Source organism: Polaromonas sp. CT11-55 (assembly GCF_047303325.1).
Classification (GTDB): Bacteria; Pseudomonadota; Gammaproteobacteria; order Burkholderiales; family Burkholderiaceae_C; genus Polaromonas.
This window is the reverse complement of the sequence record NZ_JBKBEX010000047.1, coordinates 1-14,668: the sequence shown is the minus strand read 5'-3', so window position 1 is coordinate 14,668 and position 14,668 is coordinate 1. Positions and strand designations below refer to the sequence as shown.

Below are 14,668 nucleotides of genomic sequence, written 5' to 3'. Positions count from 1 at the left end.
CCCTTTCCCCTCTTCTTCCCCGCCTGCCCCGACGCCGGCTGTTGCAGCATGCCGGCCTGCTGGCGGCCGGCCTTGCCGCGCCCGCCTGGGCACAAACCGGAAAATCCGCATCGCGCAGCCTCATCGTGGCGCAGGTGGTGGATTTTTCGCAGGCGCAACAAGACGTCTCCAAGGATTTCCTGATCGGTTCGCGCGCCGCCTGGCAGGACATCAATGCCAAAGGCGGCATTCGCGGGCGCCGCATCGAGCACCAGACCCTGGAAACCGACGGCACGCCGGCCGGGCTCAAGGCGGCGCTGGATACGGTCAGGGACAACCCCGCCTGCGTGGCCCTTTCCGGCAGCGTCGGCGACCTCGTGGCCAGCCAGGTTGTGGAGATGTCCCACAAGGGCGGGCTGGCCATGGCGCACGTGGCACCCTGGCTGCAGAACTCCAGCCTCGAGATCGACGACAAGACTTTCCCGATTTTTGCGGCGCGCCAGGAACAGATCGCCTACGCGCTCAAAACCCTTTCCACCATGGGCCTGAAAGAACTGGGCGCGGTTTACGCCACGGCGCAGGACTACAGTGCCTACCGCGCCGACGTCGAACGCATCACCGCGGCCCTGACGCTCAAGTTGCAGTCCTTTAAAGGCGCGGACGACCTGCGCGCGCTGGGCCAGAAGCTCACGCCGCGCACACCCGCCGTGCTGCTGTTCGTGGGCGGAACGCCTGAACTGGCCGAATTCACCCAGGGCCTGGAAAAGCAGTCCCGCCAGCGCTACATCGTGGCCCTGGCGGACGTCAACCTGACGACCATGCTGCAGATGGGCGCGGCGCGCAACACCCCGGTGATCGCCACCCAGCCCGTGCCCCTGGTCAACGCCAGCCTGCCGATTGTCAGGAGCTACCGCGAAACCCTCGCGCGCCTGTTTGACGAGCCGCCCGCGGCCCTGAGCCTGGCCGGCTTTATCGCCGCGCGCTACACCTATGAAGTGCTCAATGAGGTGGACGGCCCGCTGAACCGCCAGAATGTGCTGGGCGCTTTCCAGCGCCGCGGCGCCATGAACATGGGCGGCTTCAGCGTGAGCTTCAACCCCCAGCGCCGCAGCAGCACCTACGTCACCCAGAGCATGATGACGGTCGACGGCCGGCTCATCGGTTAGGCCGAAATGCTCATGCGGATCCCACGCGATAGCTATGCACAGCCCTTAGAACCTATTTACGATTTATTGGGGGCCGCGTTGGGGTGCAATCGGGAAGAGTTGGGGGCCCAGGGCCCGCCGCATGGGCTCATGCCCATGCAAAGGACTGGGGAGCCAAATCGCCCGACCGCACAGCCGGTCGGCTGTGCGTCGTGCGGCTGCCCCAACGGGGATGCAAACGCGACCGCGTTTGCGTCACCCCAACCCGGAGGGCAGGAGCCTTTTCGGGCGGTCTGCGGCGTTGCGGCGCTAGCCAATAGCGGGCTATTGGCGGCGCACCGCGCCTTGCATCCCATCCCGAAAAGATTCCTGCGCGACCCCCAATAAATCGTAAATAGGTTCTTAAACTCAGGCATGCAAAATGGAACGCTGCTCGCGGCTGTGGACCTGGGGTCCAACAGCTTTCGCCTCGAAATCGGCCGCTTTGACCACGGCCGCATACATCGCACCGAATACCTCAAGGAAACCGTCCGCCAGGGCAACGGGCTGGACGCCGACCGCAACCTGACACCGGAAGCCATGCAGCGCGGCTGGGACTGCCTGGCGCGTTTCGGCGAACGGCTGGCGGGCTTCAAGAAACACCAGGTCCGCGCGGTCGCAACCCAGACCCTGCGCGAAGCCCGCAACCGGGAGGAATTCCTGGCGCGCGCCCACAAGATCCTCGGCTTTCCCATCGACGTCATCCCCGGCCGCGAGGAAGCCCGGCTGATTTATCAGGGCGTGGCGCATTTGCTGCCGCAGTCCAACGAGCGCCGGCTGGTGGTCGACATCGGCGGGCGCTCCACCGAAATGATCCTCGGCAGGGGCCTGGATGCGCGCACCATGGAGTCCTACCGCGTGGGTAGCGTGGCGTGGTCCATGAAGTATTTCCCCGAAGGGCAGTTCACCGCGCGCGCCTTCACGAGCGCCGAGGTGGCCGCCAAGGCGGTGCTCGATGAGGCCGTCAACGCCTACCGCGCCGACACCTGGGACACGGCCTACGGTTCCTCGGGCACCATAGGCGCCGTCAGCGACGTGCTCACCGCCGCGGGCTGGCCCGCGGGCCAGGTCACGCGCGAGGGCCTCGATTGGCTGCTGGACCGCCTGCTCAAGGCGCAAAGCGCCGAGCGACTGAAACTGGACGGCATGAAGGACGACAGGCGCGCCGTCATAGGCGGTGGCGTCAGCGTACTGCGCGCGGTATTCGAACTGCTGGGCATTTCACACATGGAAGCCGCCCAGGGCGCCCTGCGCCACGGCGTGCTGTACGACCTGCTGGACCGCGAACACGACCTGACGGACCTGCGATCCACCACGGTGCAACGCCTGGCCAATAAATTCAGCGCCGACCCGGTGCAGGCCCAGCGTGTGAGCAAAGTGGCGCGCCACCTGTTCGCGATGGCCGGCGCCGGCATGCCCGCCGCCGATTCCGCGCGCTTCCAGCGCAAGCTCGAGTGGGCCGCGCAGCTGCATGAAATCGGCAGCCAGATCTCGCACAGCGACTACCACAAGCACGGCGCCTACATCCTGGACAACGCCGACGCGCCGGGTTTTGCGCTGCCCGAGCTGCACCGCATCAGCCTGCTGGTGCTGGGCCACCGCGGCAAGCTGCGCAAGCTCGAAGTCGACTTCGAGGACCGGGTGTTCATCCAGCAGCTGCTGTGCCTGCGCCTGGCCGTCATCCTGTGCCACGCGCGCCGCGACCCCGACCTCAAAGGGATGCAGCTCGAGTGCGGCGCTGAGCCCGGTCGGATTTTTGTGCTGAACTGCCGCGCCGGCTGGGCACAGTCCTTCCCGCAATCGGCCCACCTGCTGCAGGAAGAAGTGCTGGCCTGGCAGAAGACGCCGTGGACGCTGGTCGTCCCGAATCCCTGATCCGCGCCTTGCATCTCGCGCGCGCCTGAGCACCGCCGGGCGCGGCTTGACCGTGTTTAAACAAACCGTATAAACTGTATATACGGTTTATTCGACCGCACCCAAAAAAGGATCAATCCATGGCTACCAGCAAAAAAGCAACTGCGAAACCCGCCGCACCGGCAACACCCAAGGCTCCCGTGAAACCCGCCGCCAAGCCCGCCCCGAAAAAGGCGACCACCGCCAAGGCCCCAGCCGGCAAAGGCACGGTCAAAAAAGCCATCGTGAAAAAGGCCGGCGCCAAGAAGCCTGCGGCCAAACCCCAGGCAAGCGCCAAACCCGTGAAGGCCGCCAAGCTCGAAAAAACCAAAAAGCCAAAACTGGTGCGCGACAGCTTCACGATTCCCAAGGCCGAATACGTGGTGCTCGACGACCTCAAGCAGCGCGCCGCCAGGCTGACCCGCCCCGCCAAGAAAAGCGAACTGCTACGCGCCGGCATCAAGCTGCTGGCCGGCCTCTCCGACGCCGCTTTCCTGACGGCGCTGGAGCAGGTTCCCGCGATCAAGACCGGCCGGCCTACGCTAGGTTCTTAAGCCAGGCAAAGGCAATCTCCAGCGCTCGCGAGAGCGCTGGGTTGCGCATCGCCTCCTTTGCATCCGTTGCACAAGGACTCAAGCGTGCGCAGTGAAGACGATTGCCCCATCAGTCATTAGAAAGATGCGGAAGCCGGTTTACGCCTGCGCTGCCGACGGCCAGCCGATTTGGGCGGCACGACGAAGACTGGATTGAACGACCAGGCGGTGGAACGGGGCGATGACAAAAATATAGAGACGGCCCAAGCGGTTGTGGCAATGGACCACGGTTGACAAAGTCAGGTGGCGTTTGCCTCCCGGCGAGGGCTGACTGGAGCAGAGGACAGAAAGCCTGAAGTCCAGGTGCTTGTCGTCTTCTCCAAAGACAACTTCGGTCGGGCTTGTGCCGTAGATCTTGAAGATGCTAAGACGGCCTGGCTTGCCTTGCGCGTCAAGTGACGCGAGTTGCTTCGCAGTTTTGAGGCCGACCCCGCCGACGACCGCATCTCGGACAGCCATGAGGGTGCCAACCCACGGTGCCTGGTTGGCGAAAATGAACCTCGCCAACAGTTCGGGGTTGGCCGACGCTCCGGGTGGAAGCTCGATTGAGTAGGCATCTGCGAGATTCGTCGATGCGTAGGCTTTGGTAACTGCCGACTCTGGAGGAAGTGATACGGGCGTTACGCGGTGCTGTTGGGTTGACATGTGTTCGAGTCAGTAGTTGGGTTCTGAGGTCTAACGTTGAAGACGGCCGGCGGGAAATTCACGCCACACTCTTGAACAAGCCAAGACTGCGCAAATTTGCCTCCAACTCGGCGATGGTGCTCCAAGGCAAGATGGGGGAGTTTTCCCGCTCGTCGGGAGGGTTGGACGGCAGTTCGTCAGACCAGCCGCCGCAGCCGACCAGGGGGAGCAAAGGCCGTTTGTGCAGCCAGGCCAGGTGAACCTCGGATTTGGTTCCGGCGCGGCCACCGATGACGATGCAGGCATCGCCGGCCAGGGCCATCAGCAGATTGCGGGCATCTCCCATGCCACAGGGCAACACCACCGTGGCGGGCCAATCCGGCGCAGGCATGTGGTCCGGCGGCACGATACTGAGCACCAGGCCGTTTGCCCGAATCGCGCGCTCGGCGGCAACCCTGGTTGCGGGACTGCCGCACCCGCTTACCACGGTAATGCCCAGCCTGGCCAGCACTTCACCCGCCTCACCGGCAAGTTCATAGGCGCGAGAACCGGGCTCGGCACTGCCGAGTACACAAACCTGGGGTTTTCGATGGGAAACGATCATGGTGGGGATGAGTTTACGGCGGGAACCAAAGCGGATGCCGAGAGCTTCAGGCGCGGCGCAAGCGCAGCGACGGGCACAGGCAGAAGCAATGCTGATGCGTCGGTCATGCGCTTTAACGTTTGACTTATGCGGTGTGCTGAAAACAGGTCCGCTTAGGGAAGGAAGGGTTAGGTGTCCGGCACATCTTGAACCAGCTAAAGCCCCAACCTCGCAGTGCGCGAACTCGTTTTCCTGTAATTGTGCTGAGACTTGCGGCGGCACGCGATGCTTCAAAGCCATCAACTGCACGGCCGATGCGAATAGTGCGCTGACCGAAAAGATGCAGGCTTACGACCCACCATTCAAATTTTCTGCCATTGATGAAGTGCTTGACGTCAATTGTGTCGATCGAATCAAAGCTCGCGATCGGTCGGCCATACGCCGAAATCATACGGGACAGCTTGTCTGCCACGATCTCACGGCTGCTCGCATTGAGAACCAACCGGTCGGGGCTCTGTGCTTCGATCTTGATCCAGGAGAAGACGACGAACACGTTGCTCAACGCTACAGTCAGAACGCTTGCTACTGCTTGGAGAAGTTTGACCATACGCTTACTCGGGAGACGACTAAAGTTTGAGATGAGAGGCGTGACCCGGCTTGCCGGGCTAGATTCCCTCGATGGAGGGGTTAGGGCTCTGTGTTCCCATCCTCTATAACTGCCCCGCATTCCGGACAGAACTTATCGAGTGGTGCGATCTCATGGCCTCGAATGCACTTTCGGCTCTTCAGCAACTTGGCATTGTTGATCGCAGAGTAGAGCGTTGCAAACGCTGCTCCGTAGAAAACCATCCAGTGACCAGAGAAGAGACGCACCTCAACCCCGGGATTTGAAGCATCGCTCCCACTTCCATGATTCGATGGGTTGCTCATGCCGAAGATGAAATTGAGCACGGCATACCCGAAGAGCCCGTAGAGCGCATAACGTGCCCAAGCTGGACAGCCTGACAGGGCTAGTTTCCAAAAGTCAGAGCGCTTTCCGTAGCGTGTCATACGGTTGGCGACCAAGACCGTTGGAAGCCAGACGACGAAGATGCCGGCATGCAGACTCCAAACCAGATTTCCGCCCGGGATTGGCAAGCCGGCAAGGGCCGCAAGGTGACTTCCAGCACTGAGAAGCAGACCCATTGCCGATAGCAGCATGAATGGGTACAGGAGAATGTTCATGGCCTTCAAGTGGTCTAAGGTTTGAGATGAGAGGCAGCACCCGGTTTACCGGGTGACGTCCTCTCGATGGAAGGGTTGGCCCTCAGCCGCGTGGTCCTTGCCTTACTCATAGGGTGTTCCATTCTTTCGGGTGAACGTCCATTTGCCGGCCACGAGTACAGCCTTGAGGTCATCATCCGGATAGCTGCCTTCGTCCCCCGGCGATCTGTCTCCAACTTCGAGGTACACGACTTCTTCGTCGGTTTCATTTATCAGGCAATGCCCGTTGCCTGTCCCGGCCTTGAAGCCCGCACACATTCCAGGGCCAAGCCTCCTTTGGCCTTCGTCGGTGTGCAAGGTGGGGTGCCCTTGAAGTATGTAGACGAACTCGTCTTGTTTGGTGTGGGCGTGACGCAAAGCCGAAACTGCGTTTGGGGCCAGGCGCGTGAGGTTCACGCCGAAATTGGCAAGGCCGAAAACCTCGCCAAGCTGGCTCTTCGTTCTCCCCAACATCCTTGCCGCAAACGGTTCGGGATAGACAGACGGCTTGCTTCTCGGAGGAACTTCAGAGGCAACTACGGCGACTGGAATCTTCTCTTGGGGCATAGAGGCTCGAGATAGAAACTACGGAGGTCTAACGTGATGTATGCCGCAAAACCTGCGGCATAACGTGGCGGTTGCGATCTAATTGATCGTCATCGTGTTTGATCTTGATTGCCATGGTGGCGACTCCTTGCAGGTGTTCTTGCGATGCCCAAAGTTGAAGGGCGCGGTTACCGGATAAGGCACGCTCATGAATGAATCACTTGTTTTCCAACGCTTGCTCCAGGCGTTCCACGTACCGCTCAGCCCAACCCTGGAGCATGTCATCTTCGCCTTCGCCTTCGCTGTTGAATATACGGATGACCTCATTGAAGAGTTCATTGCGCAAAGGGCTGCTCTCATCGACGTAGAGCCCGACCACTTGAATGGCTTCAACCCGCGCCAGATCAAACTCCAGGGGCTCCCGGAGCACATCAAGGAGTAGCCGGGAAACATCGTTCTGGTTCGCCTCAGAATCAAGCGCTCGGATGATTTCGCATTTGCGATGATTCAAGCCGGAATCCGGCAAATGGTCCGTAGCCCACGGCATGGCTCGATACTCGGCCACAAGGTCATTCATCTGTAACGCCTGGCGATGAACGGGCTGGAGCGCATCTCACTGCTTCGCAGCCTGGCTCTTGACCAGCGCCAGTGTTTGCGAACAAACCACATCGCGATTCGGCGCGGCCTTGATGCTCGCATAAAAGGAATCACCCTCTTTGCGCCCTTGAAGAAAGACTTGCTCGATGTTGACTCCGAGGCTGGCGTAGAGTTGCTCTCCGCCCCTGGTATCGGCATCAAACCGCGCCTTGTAGACCTTGAGCGTCTCCGCGGATGCGCCGCAATGCTCGGCGACCTGGTAGGTTTTTCCGCTGGAAAGCCCCCCGGTCGCAATCATCTCCTTGATTCCGGCGGGCGCGGGCTGCGCATGAATTCCAAACGATAGACCGGCAAGAAACACACAAACAACCTGACGCATCTCTATATCCCCCTGTGCTTAAAGGTCGTGAATGCCGCAAAGCCCGCAGCATAACCCAAGGAGCTGCCAGCTATTTCAGAGTCAGAGCACTTCGGGCGACTGCACAGTCACCACCACGGTCTGGTTGTGGCCTTCGCGGTCGCGGCTGCGTAGCCACCAGAGCGCGCCTTTCTTGACGGGGCAATCACTGGCCTGCAGGCCCAGCAGTTGCGCGATGGTTTCACCGAGGATGGGTTGGTGGCCCACCACCAGGATGGGTGACTTGGCCGAGGGCCATTGCACCAGTTCCAGCAGTTGCGCGGCCGTGGCGTCTGGCGCCAGCTCGTTTCTGATCTTGTACTTGCGACCCAGCGCGAGCGCGGTCTGCTCGCAGCGGCGCGCCGGGCTCACAAAAATGCGCGCGCCTTCGGGCAGCTGGCGGTCCAGCCAGTTGGCCATGCGGGCCGCCTGCTTCTCGCCGCGGGCCGTGAGCGAGCGCTCCAGGTCGCTGCCGCCTTGTGGATCACCTTCTGGCCAGTCTTCCGCTTCCGCATGACGCCACAAGATGAGGTCCATGTCATTTGTCCTGGTGTTGGGGGGCCGAATAGCGGGCCATCAGGGCCGCCTGCGCGCCGTGCTGCGGCAGTTCGCCCTGGGAGCTCACACGAAGGTAGCTGCCGTCGGGCTGCAAATCCCAGGCGTCGCGCCCGTCGTGCAGGTAGGCCACCAGGCATTCGTCGATGATGCGCTGGCGAATCACCGGGTCGGTCACCGGCCAGGCCAGCTCGACCCGGCGCAACATGTTGCGGTTCATCCAGTCGGCGCTGGAGAGCAGCAAGGTTTCCTCTTCGGCGCAGCGGAAGTAGAAGACGCGTGAATGCTCCAGAAAGCGGCCTATGACGGAGCGCACGCGGATGTTGTCGGTCACGCCCGGCACCTGGGCCGGCAGCATGCAGGCGCCGCGCACGATCAGGTCGATCTTCACGCCGCAGCGCCCTGCCCTCACCAGCGCCAGCATCAGGTCTTCATCGGTCAGCGCATTCATCTTGGCCACCAGGCGCGTGTCCTTGCCCTGCAGGGCGGCCGCGCCCAGCGCATCGATTTTTTCGATCAGCTTGTGGTGCAGCTGGAAAGGTGCGAGCAACAGATGGTGCAGCTTGGGCAGGCGGCTCTGGCTGGCCAGGTGCACAAACACGTTGTCGATGTCGGCGGTCATCAGCGGATCCGCCGTGAGGTAGCTGATGTCGGTATAGAGCCGCGCCGTGCGCGGGTTGTAGTTGCCGGTGGACAGATGGGCGTAGCGCGCCAGCTGCCGGCCTTCGCGGCGCGTCACCAGCAGCATCTTGGCATGGGTCTTCAGGCCCACCACGCCGTACACCACCTGCGCGCCTATGGATTCCAACATCTCCGCCCAGTTGATGTTGGCCTCTTCGTCAAAGCGCGCCTTGAGCTCCACCACCACGGTGACTTCCTTGCCGCGCCGCACGGCCTCGCGCAACAGCACCATGAGCTCGGAATCGGCACCGGTGCGGTAAATCGTCTGCTTGATGGCCAGCACCTGCGGGTCGTTGACGGCCTCACGCAGGAAGGCGAGCACGCCGTCAAAACTCTCGAAGGGCTGGTGGATGGACACATCGCCTTCCTTGAGCCGCTCAAAGAAGGACTGGCCTGGCTGCAGCTGCGTGGGGTAGCAGGGGCGGTAGCTGGGGAACAGCAGCTTGGGGTCGTTGACCAGGTCCACCAGTTGCGTGAGGCGCACCAGGTTCACCGGGCCGTGCACGCGGTACAGCGACGGCGCCGGCAGGTTGAACTGCTTGAGCAGGAAGTTGGCCAGGTATTCCGAACAACCGGCCGAGACCTCCAGCCGCACGGCCTGGCCGTAGTGGCGCTGCTCCAGGCCCTGGCGCAAGGCGGTGCGCAGGTTCTTGACGTCGTCCTCGTCCACCGCGAGGTCCGAATGCCGGGTGACCCGGAACTGCGAGAACTGGCCCATCTCGCGGCCGGGGAACAGCTCGGCCAGGTGGGCGCGGATCACGCTGGAGAGCGAGACGAACAGCCTGTCCTCCTTGTGGTGGCCGCGCGCCGGCATGTGGATCAGCCGCGGCAGAACGCGCGGCACCTTGACGATGGCGATGTCGTTCTCGCGGCCGAAGGCGTCATGGCCGCCCAGCCGCACGATGAAGTTGAGCGACTTGTTGGCCACCTGCGGAAAGGGGTGGGACGGGTCCAGCCCGACCGGGATCAGCAGCGGCCGCACCTCCCGCTCGAAATACTCCTTGACCCAGCGCCTTTGGGCCGCGTTGCGCTCGCCGTGCGAGACGATGCGTATGCCCTGGCGCTCAAAGGCCGGCAGCAGGTCGTCGTTGTAAAGCGAATACTGGCGCGCCACCATGTCGTGCGCGGCGGACGACAAGGCCTTGAAGGACTGCACCGAATACGGCGCCTTTTGCTCATTGGCCTGGGCCGCCGTCAGGTGGGGCGCGGTGCGGACCTCAAAAAACTCGTCCAGGTTGGACGACACAATGCACAAAAACCTCAGCCGTTCCAGCAGCGGCACATCCGGGCGCTTGGCCCAGTCCAGCACCCGCTCATTGAAGGCAAGAATGCTGTGGTCGCGGTCCAGGAACTGGACGGGGGGCGCGGCAGCGGCCACCGAGGCGGGTGAAGTGGGCATCAACAAGGCATTTACGTGTCATTAGTAACAAGTCACAGTGTTGACGTGTTTCATGACAATGGCGTGACAGTACTTTTGACTGATGGTGCACCGGCCTGAAAAGGCTGGCAAGTGCTGCCTATGACCTTGTTGTGTCCAGCGGCTACGAGGAAAGACTCGAAAAGCTGAGCCGCATGGCCCCAGCTGAAGTCCAACGCGCGTTGGCGCGCTTCATGGCGCGGCACGGCCAGCGCACCGTAACAAGCCTGTTGCAAATCCTCGTTCATGACACCGCCGTGACAGCTTCCGTCGGCTTTTCCGAGCACTTCCAGCGGACCGTCGACCGGGTAAGCCGCCACCGGCGTGCCGGCGGCCATGGCTTCGAGCATCACCAGGCCGAAGGTTTCCGAGCGGCTCGGGAAAACAAAGACGTCGGCCGCGGCATAGACCTTGGCCAGCTCATCGCGGGCCAGCACGCCCATCCAGCGGACCTGGGGATAGCGCTGCTTGAGGGATTCCTCCAGCGGCCCCACACCGCAGACCACCTTGGTGCCCGGAATGTCCAGCTTGAGGAAGGACTCGATGTTTTTTTCGTAGGATACCCGGCCCACAAACAGCGACACCGGGCGCAGCAAGGTGCCCATGGGCGGGTGCAGGCGCGGCTGCGACTCAAAACCGAAAAGCCCTGTGTCCACGCCATGCGTCCAGCCGCGCAGGTTCTGGAAGCCGCGCTGCTCCAGCATGCGCAGCACGCCCTGGGTGGGCACCATCACGCCGGAGGAAGGCCTGTGGAAATGGCGGAAAAGCGCATAACCCCATGACAGCGGGATTTTGAGCGCCGCATGCAGGATCTCGGGGAACTTGGTGTGAAAGGCCGTGGTAAAGCGCAGGCCGCGCTTGAGGCAATAGCCGCGCGCCGCCCAGCCCAGCGGGCCTTCGGTGGCGATGTGGATGGCTTCGGGCTGGAAGGCGTCCAGTTTTTCGGTCAGCCCGCGTTTGGGGCGCACCGCCAGGTCTATGCCGGCATAACCGGGGCAAGGCCGCGTCTTGAAGAGATTCGGGTGGATGACCTCCACCTGGTGGCCCAGTTCTGCGAGTTCACGCACCAGTTCCACCAGGGTGGTAACAACGCCATTAACCTGCGGCTGCCAGGCGTCGGTGACCAGGGCGATCTTCATGCGACCACCGTGGAAGCAGCGTGGCCGCGGCCCTGCGTTTCGTGGGCCGGCGCCCAGTGCACCAGCTCCAGCGTGCCGTCGAAGTTTTCGACCAGCGCGGTGCGGCTTTCCACCCAATCGCCGTCGTTGCAGTAGAGCACGCCGTTGATCTCACGCATCTCGGCGCGGTGGATGTGGCCGCAGACCACGCCCTGGTGGCCGCGCCGGCGCGCTTCGTTGGCAACGGCCACCTCGAAGTCGGTGACGTAGTTGAGCGCGCTCTTGACCTTTTGTTTCAGGTAGGCCGACAGCGACCAGTAAGGCAGGCCCATGCGGGCACGCAGGCTGTTCAGGTGGCGGTTGAGTTTGAGTGTGAATTCATACAGGTTGTCGCCCACGTAGGCGAGCCATTTGGCGCACTGCACCACCGCATCGAAATAGTCGCCGTGGATGATCCACAACTGGCGGCCGTCGGCGGTGGTGTGCACGGCTTCATCGATGACCTCAATGCCGCCGAACTGGTTGCCGATAAATTCACGCGCAAACTCATCGTGGTTTCCGGGCACATAGGTGATGCGGCAACCCTTGCGGGCGCGGCGCAGCAACTTTTGCACCACGTCGTTGTGCGACTGCGGCCAGTACCAGCGGCGGCGCAGCTGCCAGCCGTCCACGATGTCGCCCACCAGGTACAGGTTGTCGCTGGGGTGGGCTTTCAGGAAATCCAGCAGGGCCGCCGCCTGGCAGCCGGGCGTGCCCAGGTGGATGTCGGAAATGAAGATGGTGCGGTAGCGCTTGCGCAGCGAATCGTCATCGTCGTGGTCGTCCCCGCCCCCGCCGAAGCCGTTGCCCAGCGCCCCCATGGCGTCAAACATGTTGCGCATCAGGCCTCCGTGGCGTTGCCCGGCACCGGTTTGCCGGAGAAATGCTTGAGGTAGCGCGGCGGCAGGTCGGCGATGCGCATCATCATGGGCAGGTCGGCCGAGTTGAAATCCGGGTCCCAGGCCGGCGCGCCCAGCACCTTGGCGCCCAGGCGCAAATAGCCCTTGATCAGCGCGGGCGGCTCCACGTCCAGCGTGTCGTCGAGCTTCTCGACGGGCAAGGCCAGGCGCGGCGTGACACGGTATTCGATAGGGGCCAGATGCGTCTGGCGCACCTGGCGCCAGATGCTGGCGGCCGCATGGCCGTTGGATACGCCGTTGTGCTGCATCGGGATGCTGGCGCAGCCGATCATGGTGTCGAGCTGGTTGCGCGACATGAATTCGGCCAGCGCGCCCCACAGCGCCAGGATCACGCCGCCGTGGCGGTGGTCGGCATGCACGCAGCTGCGGCCCAGCTCGACCATGCGCTCGCGCAGCGCGCGCAGGCGGGTCAGGTCGAACTCGGTGTCGCTGTAGGTGCTGCCCACGCGCCGGGCCTGGGTGGGCGTGAGCACGCGGTAGGTGCCAATCACCTCCTGGCTGTCGGCGTCGCGCACCAGCAGGTGCTCGCAATAATCGTCAAACAGGTCCACGTCGTGGCCGGGCAGCGTCTTGGACAGCGTGGCGCCCATCTCGAGCGCGAAGACCTGGTACCTCAGGCGCTGCGCCTGCCGGACCTCGTCCTGGTGCCGGGCCCAGCTGACCGAGATTTTCCCCACTGCAGCCCTTTGAACAGGGGCTGGACTGACAGCATGACCGCTTTGATGAAGTGACCCCCGTGGCATTGCGACGGGCGACAATGCAAAGGTGGGATTGGGCAGTTCTTTCATGGCTAACTCCTTGTTCCTTGTTTCCTTGTGTCTCAACAACTTCGGTTTTGACCAACTTCAGCAAGCTCACTGACCCGCGGCATTTCTTCGCCGCCTGTAAAAAAGCCCCATGAAGGGGCTTGGACACTCAATCACAGGCGGTCAGCGAAACCGCCTTGCCGGGCCGCCCCAGGCCGGCCATCAGCGCCGGCCGCGCGTTCGACAAACCCTCCAGCCAGGGCCGCGTACCGGCCTTGAAGCGCAGGCCGCCGGGACTGTTGGCCAGGGCCTGGGCCGTGCAACGCAGGATGCGCAGGCACTGCTTGTTCAGGTCCTGTATGCCGGCGCCCAGGCCGCGGACGGCGTTTGCGTCCTGCCTGTCATGTGTCTGTGAATGGAGTCCCATCGGGTGCTCAGTCATGCTGGTCATGACGTGATTCTGGGAGTGGGGGGTGACGCGTTCGTGTCAGTTCAATGGCAGTTGTGTGACACGACGCGGCGGGCCTGAAGAAGTGGCTGGAAAGCCACAGGCCGGGAGGAAGCGGAGGAGAAATCCGCGAGGAGACCGCGGCGCGCGGGTGCGCACGCCGGGACAAGGCAATACGGCGGGACTTAAGGCCTGGTCACGCGCTCGCCGCGCTCATTGACGACCTGCTCGCCATCCTCTTTGGCGAAGGCGCCGCGCTGCGGCAAGGGCAGGATGTCCAGCACGGCTTCCGAGGGCCGGCACAGGCGCGTGGCAAGTGGCGTCACCACGATGGGCCGGTTGATCAACACGGGATGGGCCAGCATGGCATCCACCAGTGCCTCATCCCCCTGCCCGTCCAACCCGAGCTCCTGGTAGATGGCTTCTTTTTGCCGGACCACTTCACGCACGGGCACGCCCATCTGCGCAATCAGTTCCCGCAGCTTTTCGCGCGTGGGCGGCGTCTTGAGGTATTCGATGATTTCAGGTTCTATGCCGGCATTGCGGATCAGCCCCAGCACATTGCGCGAAGTGCCGCATTTGGGGTTGTGGTAAATCGTGACCTTGGGGACGGCTGGCATGCGTTTTCGCTCCTGAAAATAGACGGGTTGAGAAACAGAGGGGTAACAAGAGAGGGGCTGAGAATACGGCAATTTGCGTCGATTCAATAATTCAATTATATTTGAATCATGGAATATTTAACGCAAACCCAGCCATCGGCCGTCCTCGATGAAAGCGCCGCCGTCAAGGCACTGGCCGCCCTGGCCCAGGCCCAGCGCCTGCGCGCCTTTCGCGCCCTGGTGGTGGCCGGCCCCGAGGGTCTGACGCCGGGCGCGATTGCCGAACAACTGGGCATTGCCGCCAGCGCGTTGTCTTTCCACCTCAAGGAGCTGTCGCATTCGGGCCTGACCAGCAGCGAGGCGCGCGGCCGCAACCTGATCTATCGCGCGAACTTCGGCCAGATGAACGCCCTGCTCGGCTACCTGACCGAGCACTGCTGCGAAGGCGGCGCCTGCGAAGTCGACCCCAAGGCCGGTTGTTCCACCTGCTGATCCCTCCCCCTCACC

General features: G+C 62.8%; 18 protein-coding genes. 4 read left to right on the top strand and 14 right to left on the bottom strand.

All coding sequences use genetic code 11. The annotated features are described in order from the left end of the window. From ACEN8I_RS23715 to ACEN8I_RS23705, 3 genes are all read left to right on the top strand, one after another. A partial coding sequence (locus ACEN8I_RS23715) for an ABC transporter substrate-binding protein (RefSeq protein ID WP_413331101.1) occupies positions 1–1,145 on the top strand: 1,145 nt, incomplete at its 5' end. A gap of 393 nt (positions 1,146–1,538) precedes the next feature. After that, on the top strand, positions 1,539–3,038 hold the full coding sequence (ppx, locus tag ACEN8I_RS23710; RefSeq protein ID WP_413331100.1) for an exopolyphosphatase: 1,500 nt from the start codon (positions 1,539–1,541) through the stop codon (positions 3,036–3,038). 119 nt (positions 3,039–3,157) lie between these two features. Next, positions 3,158–3,610, top strand: a complete 453-nt coding sequence (locus ACEN8I_RS23705) for a hypothetical protein (protein ID WP_413331099.1) — start codon at positions 3,158–3,160, stop codon at positions 3,608–3,610. Positions 3,611–3,748: 138 nt separating this feature from the next. On the opposite strand, the gene ACEN8I_RS23700 is transcribed toward ACEN8I_RS23705, so the two are convergent. From ACEN8I_RS23700 to arsC, 14 genes are all read right to left on the bottom strand, one after another. Further along, positions 3,749–4,294 carry a DUF2867 domain-containing protein gene (locus ACEN8I_RS23700; RefSeq protein ID WP_413331098.1) on the bottom strand — a complete coding sequence of 182 codons (546 nt, stop codon included), beginning with the start codon at positions 4,292–4,294 and terminating at the stop codon, positions 3,749–3,751. A gap of 58 nt (positions 4,295–4,352) precedes the next feature. Next, a complete protein-coding gene (locus tag ACEN8I_RS23695) occupies positions 4,353–4,877 on the bottom strand; it encodes a Rossmann fold nucleotide-binding protein (protein WP_413331097.1) in 525 nt (174 codons plus the stop codon). A 124-nt stretch (positions 4,878–5,001) separates the two neighbouring features. Continuing rightward, entirely contained in the window at positions 5,002–5,463 is a 462-nt protein-coding gene (locus ACEN8I_RS23690; RefSeq protein WP_413331096.1) for a hypothetical protein, read from the bottom strand. Between the two features lie 80 nt (positions 5,464–5,543). Beyond that, positions 5,544–6,080, bottom strand: coding sequence for a hypothetical protein (locus ACEN8I_RS23685; RefSeq protein ID WP_413331095.1), 537 nt, complete (start codon positions 6,078–6,080; stop codon positions 5,544–5,546). Positions 6,081–6,182: 102 nt separating this feature from the next. After that, entirely contained in the window at positions 6,183–6,665 is a 483-nt protein-coding gene (locus ACEN8I_RS23680; protein ID WP_413331094.1) for a cupin domain-containing protein, read from the bottom strand. 196 nt (positions 6,666–6,861) lie between these two features. Continuing rightward, complete coding sequence (locus tag ACEN8I_RS23675) at positions 6,862–7,221, bottom strand: hypothetical protein (RefSeq protein WP_413331093.1); 360 nt, start codon at positions 7,219–7,221, stop codon at positions 6,862–6,864. A gap of 36 nt (positions 7,222–7,257) precedes the next feature. After that, positions 7,258–7,620 carry a hypothetical protein gene (locus ACEN8I_RS23670; RefSeq protein ID WP_413331092.1) on the bottom strand — a complete coding sequence of 121 codons (363 nt, stop codon included), beginning with the start codon at positions 7,618–7,620 and terminating at the stop codon, positions 7,258–7,260. Positions 7,621–7,701: 81 nt separating this feature from the next. Further along, entirely contained in the window at positions 7,702–8,175 is a 474-nt protein-coding gene (locus ACEN8I_RS23665; RefSeq protein ID WP_074574741.1) for a SixA phosphatase family protein, read from the bottom strand. A 1-nt stretch (position 8,176) separates the two neighbouring features. Next, complete coding sequence (gene ppk1 / locus ACEN8I_RS23660; protein WP_413331091.1) at positions 8,177–10,273, bottom strand: polyphosphate kinase 1; 2,097 nt, start codon at positions 10,271–10,273, stop codon at positions 8,177–8,179. Positions 10,274–10,323: 50 nt separating this feature from the next. Next, on the bottom strand, positions 10,324–11,430 hold the full coding sequence (locus tag ACEN8I_RS23655; protein WP_413331090.1) for a glycosyltransferase family 4 protein: 1,107 nt from the start codon (positions 11,428–11,430) through the stop codon (positions 10,324–10,326). Continuing rightward, complete coding sequence (locus ACEN8I_RS23650) at positions 11,427–12,290, bottom strand: UDP-2,3-diacylglucosamine diphosphatase (RefSeq protein ID WP_413331089.1); 864 nt, start codon at positions 12,288–12,290, stop codon at positions 11,427–11,429. The genes ACEN8I_RS23655 and ACEN8I_RS23650 overlap by 4 nt, the downstream gene beginning before the upstream one ends. Further along, a complete protein-coding gene (locus tag ACEN8I_RS23645) occupies positions 12,290–13,156 on the bottom strand; it encodes a GNAT family N-acetyltransferase (RefSeq protein ID WP_413331088.1) in 867 nt (288 codons plus the stop codon). The genes ACEN8I_RS23650 and ACEN8I_RS23645 overlap by 1 nt, the downstream gene beginning before the upstream one ends. 127 nt (positions 13,157–13,283) lie before the next feature. Continuing rightward, entirely contained in the window at positions 13,284–13,565 is a 282-nt protein-coding gene (locus ACEN8I_RS23640) for a hypothetical protein (protein ID WP_413331087.1), read from the bottom strand. A gap of 182 nt (positions 13,566–13,747) precedes the next feature. Further along, entirely contained in the window at positions 13,748–14,182 is a 435-nt protein-coding gene (gene arsC, locus ACEN8I_RS23635; RefSeq protein ID WP_413331086.1) for an arsenate reductase (glutaredoxin), read from the bottom strand. 108 nt (positions 14,183–14,290) lie between these two features. Here arsC and ACEN8I_RS23630 point away from each other — a divergent pair, with 108 nt between their 5' ends. Beyond that, positions 14,291–14,653: an ArsR/SmtB family transcription factor gene (locus ACEN8I_RS23630; protein ID WP_413331085.1), complete on the top strand. Its 363-nt coding sequence runs from the start codon at positions 14,291–14,293 to the stop codon at positions 14,651–14,653. The last annotated feature ends 15 nt before the right edge of the window (positions 14,654–14,668 follow it).

Bases quoted from the DNA above. Each gene is read 5' to 3' on its own strand.
- ppx (WP_413331100.1), top strand. From the start codon at position 1,539: ATGCAAAATGGAACGCTGCTCGCGGCTGTGGACCTGGGGTCCAACAGC.
- ACEN8I_RS23705 (WP_413331099.1), top strand. From the start codon at position 3,158: ATGGCTACCAGCAAAAAAGCAACTGCGAAACCCGCCGCACCGGCAACA.
- ACEN8I_RS23700 (WP_413331098.1), bottom strand. From the start codon at position 4,294: ATGTCAACCCAACAGCACCGCGTAACGCCCGTATCACTTCCTCCAGAG.
- ACEN8I_RS23695 (WP_413331097.1), bottom strand. From the start codon at position 4,877: ATGATCGTTTCCCATCGAAAACCCCAGGTTTGTGTACTCGGCAGTGCC.
- ACEN8I_RS23690 (WP_413331096.1), bottom strand. From the start codon at position 5,463: ATGGTCAAACTTCTCCAAGCAGTAGCAAGCGTTCTGACTGTAGCGTTG.
- ACEN8I_RS23685 (WP_413331095.1), bottom strand. From the start codon at position 6,080: ATGAACATTCTCCTGTACCCATTCATGCTGCTATCGGCAATGGGTCTG.
- ACEN8I_RS23680 (WP_413331094.1), bottom strand. From the start codon at position 6,665: ATGCCCCAAGAGAAGATTCCAGTCGCCGTAGTTGCCTCTGAAGTTCCT.
- ACEN8I_RS23675 (WP_413331093.1), bottom strand. From the start codon at position 7,221: ATGAATGACCTTGTGGCCGAGTATCGAGCCATGCCGTGGGCTACGGAC.
- ACEN8I_RS23670 (WP_413331092.1), bottom strand. From the start codon at position 7,620: ATGCGTCAGGTTGTTTGTGTGTTTCTTGCCGGTCTATCGTTTGGAATT.
- ACEN8I_RS23665 (WP_074574741.1), bottom strand. From the start codon at position 8,175: ATGGACCTCATCTTGTGGCGTCATGCGGAAGCGGAAGACTGGCCAGAA.
- ppk1 (WP_413331091.1), bottom strand. From the start codon at position 10,273: ATGCCCACTTCACCCGCCTCGGTGGCCGCTGCCGCGCCCCCCGTCCAG.
- ACEN8I_RS23655 (WP_413331090.1), bottom strand. From the start codon at position 11,430: ATGAAGATCGCCCTGGTCACCGACGCCTGGCAGCCGCAGGTTAATGGC.
- ACEN8I_RS23650 (WP_413331089.1), bottom strand. From the start codon at position 12,290: ATGCGCAACATGTTTGACGCCATGGGGGCGCTGGGCAACGGCTTCGGC.
- ACEN8I_RS23645 (WP_413331088.1), bottom strand. From the start codon at position 13,156: ATGAAAGAACTGCCCAATCCCACCTTTGCATTGTCGCCCGTCGCAATG.
- ACEN8I_RS23640 (WP_413331087.1), bottom strand. From the start codon at position 13,565: ATGACCAGCATGACTGAGCACCCGATGGGACTCCATTCACAGACACAT.
- arsC (WP_413331086.1), bottom strand. From the start codon at position 14,182: ATGCCAGCCGTCCCCAAGGTCACGATTTACCACAACCCCAAATGCGGC.
- ACEN8I_RS23630 (WP_413331085.1), top strand. From the start codon at position 14,291: ATGGAATATTTAACGCAAACCCAGCCATCGGCCGTCCTCGATGAAAGC.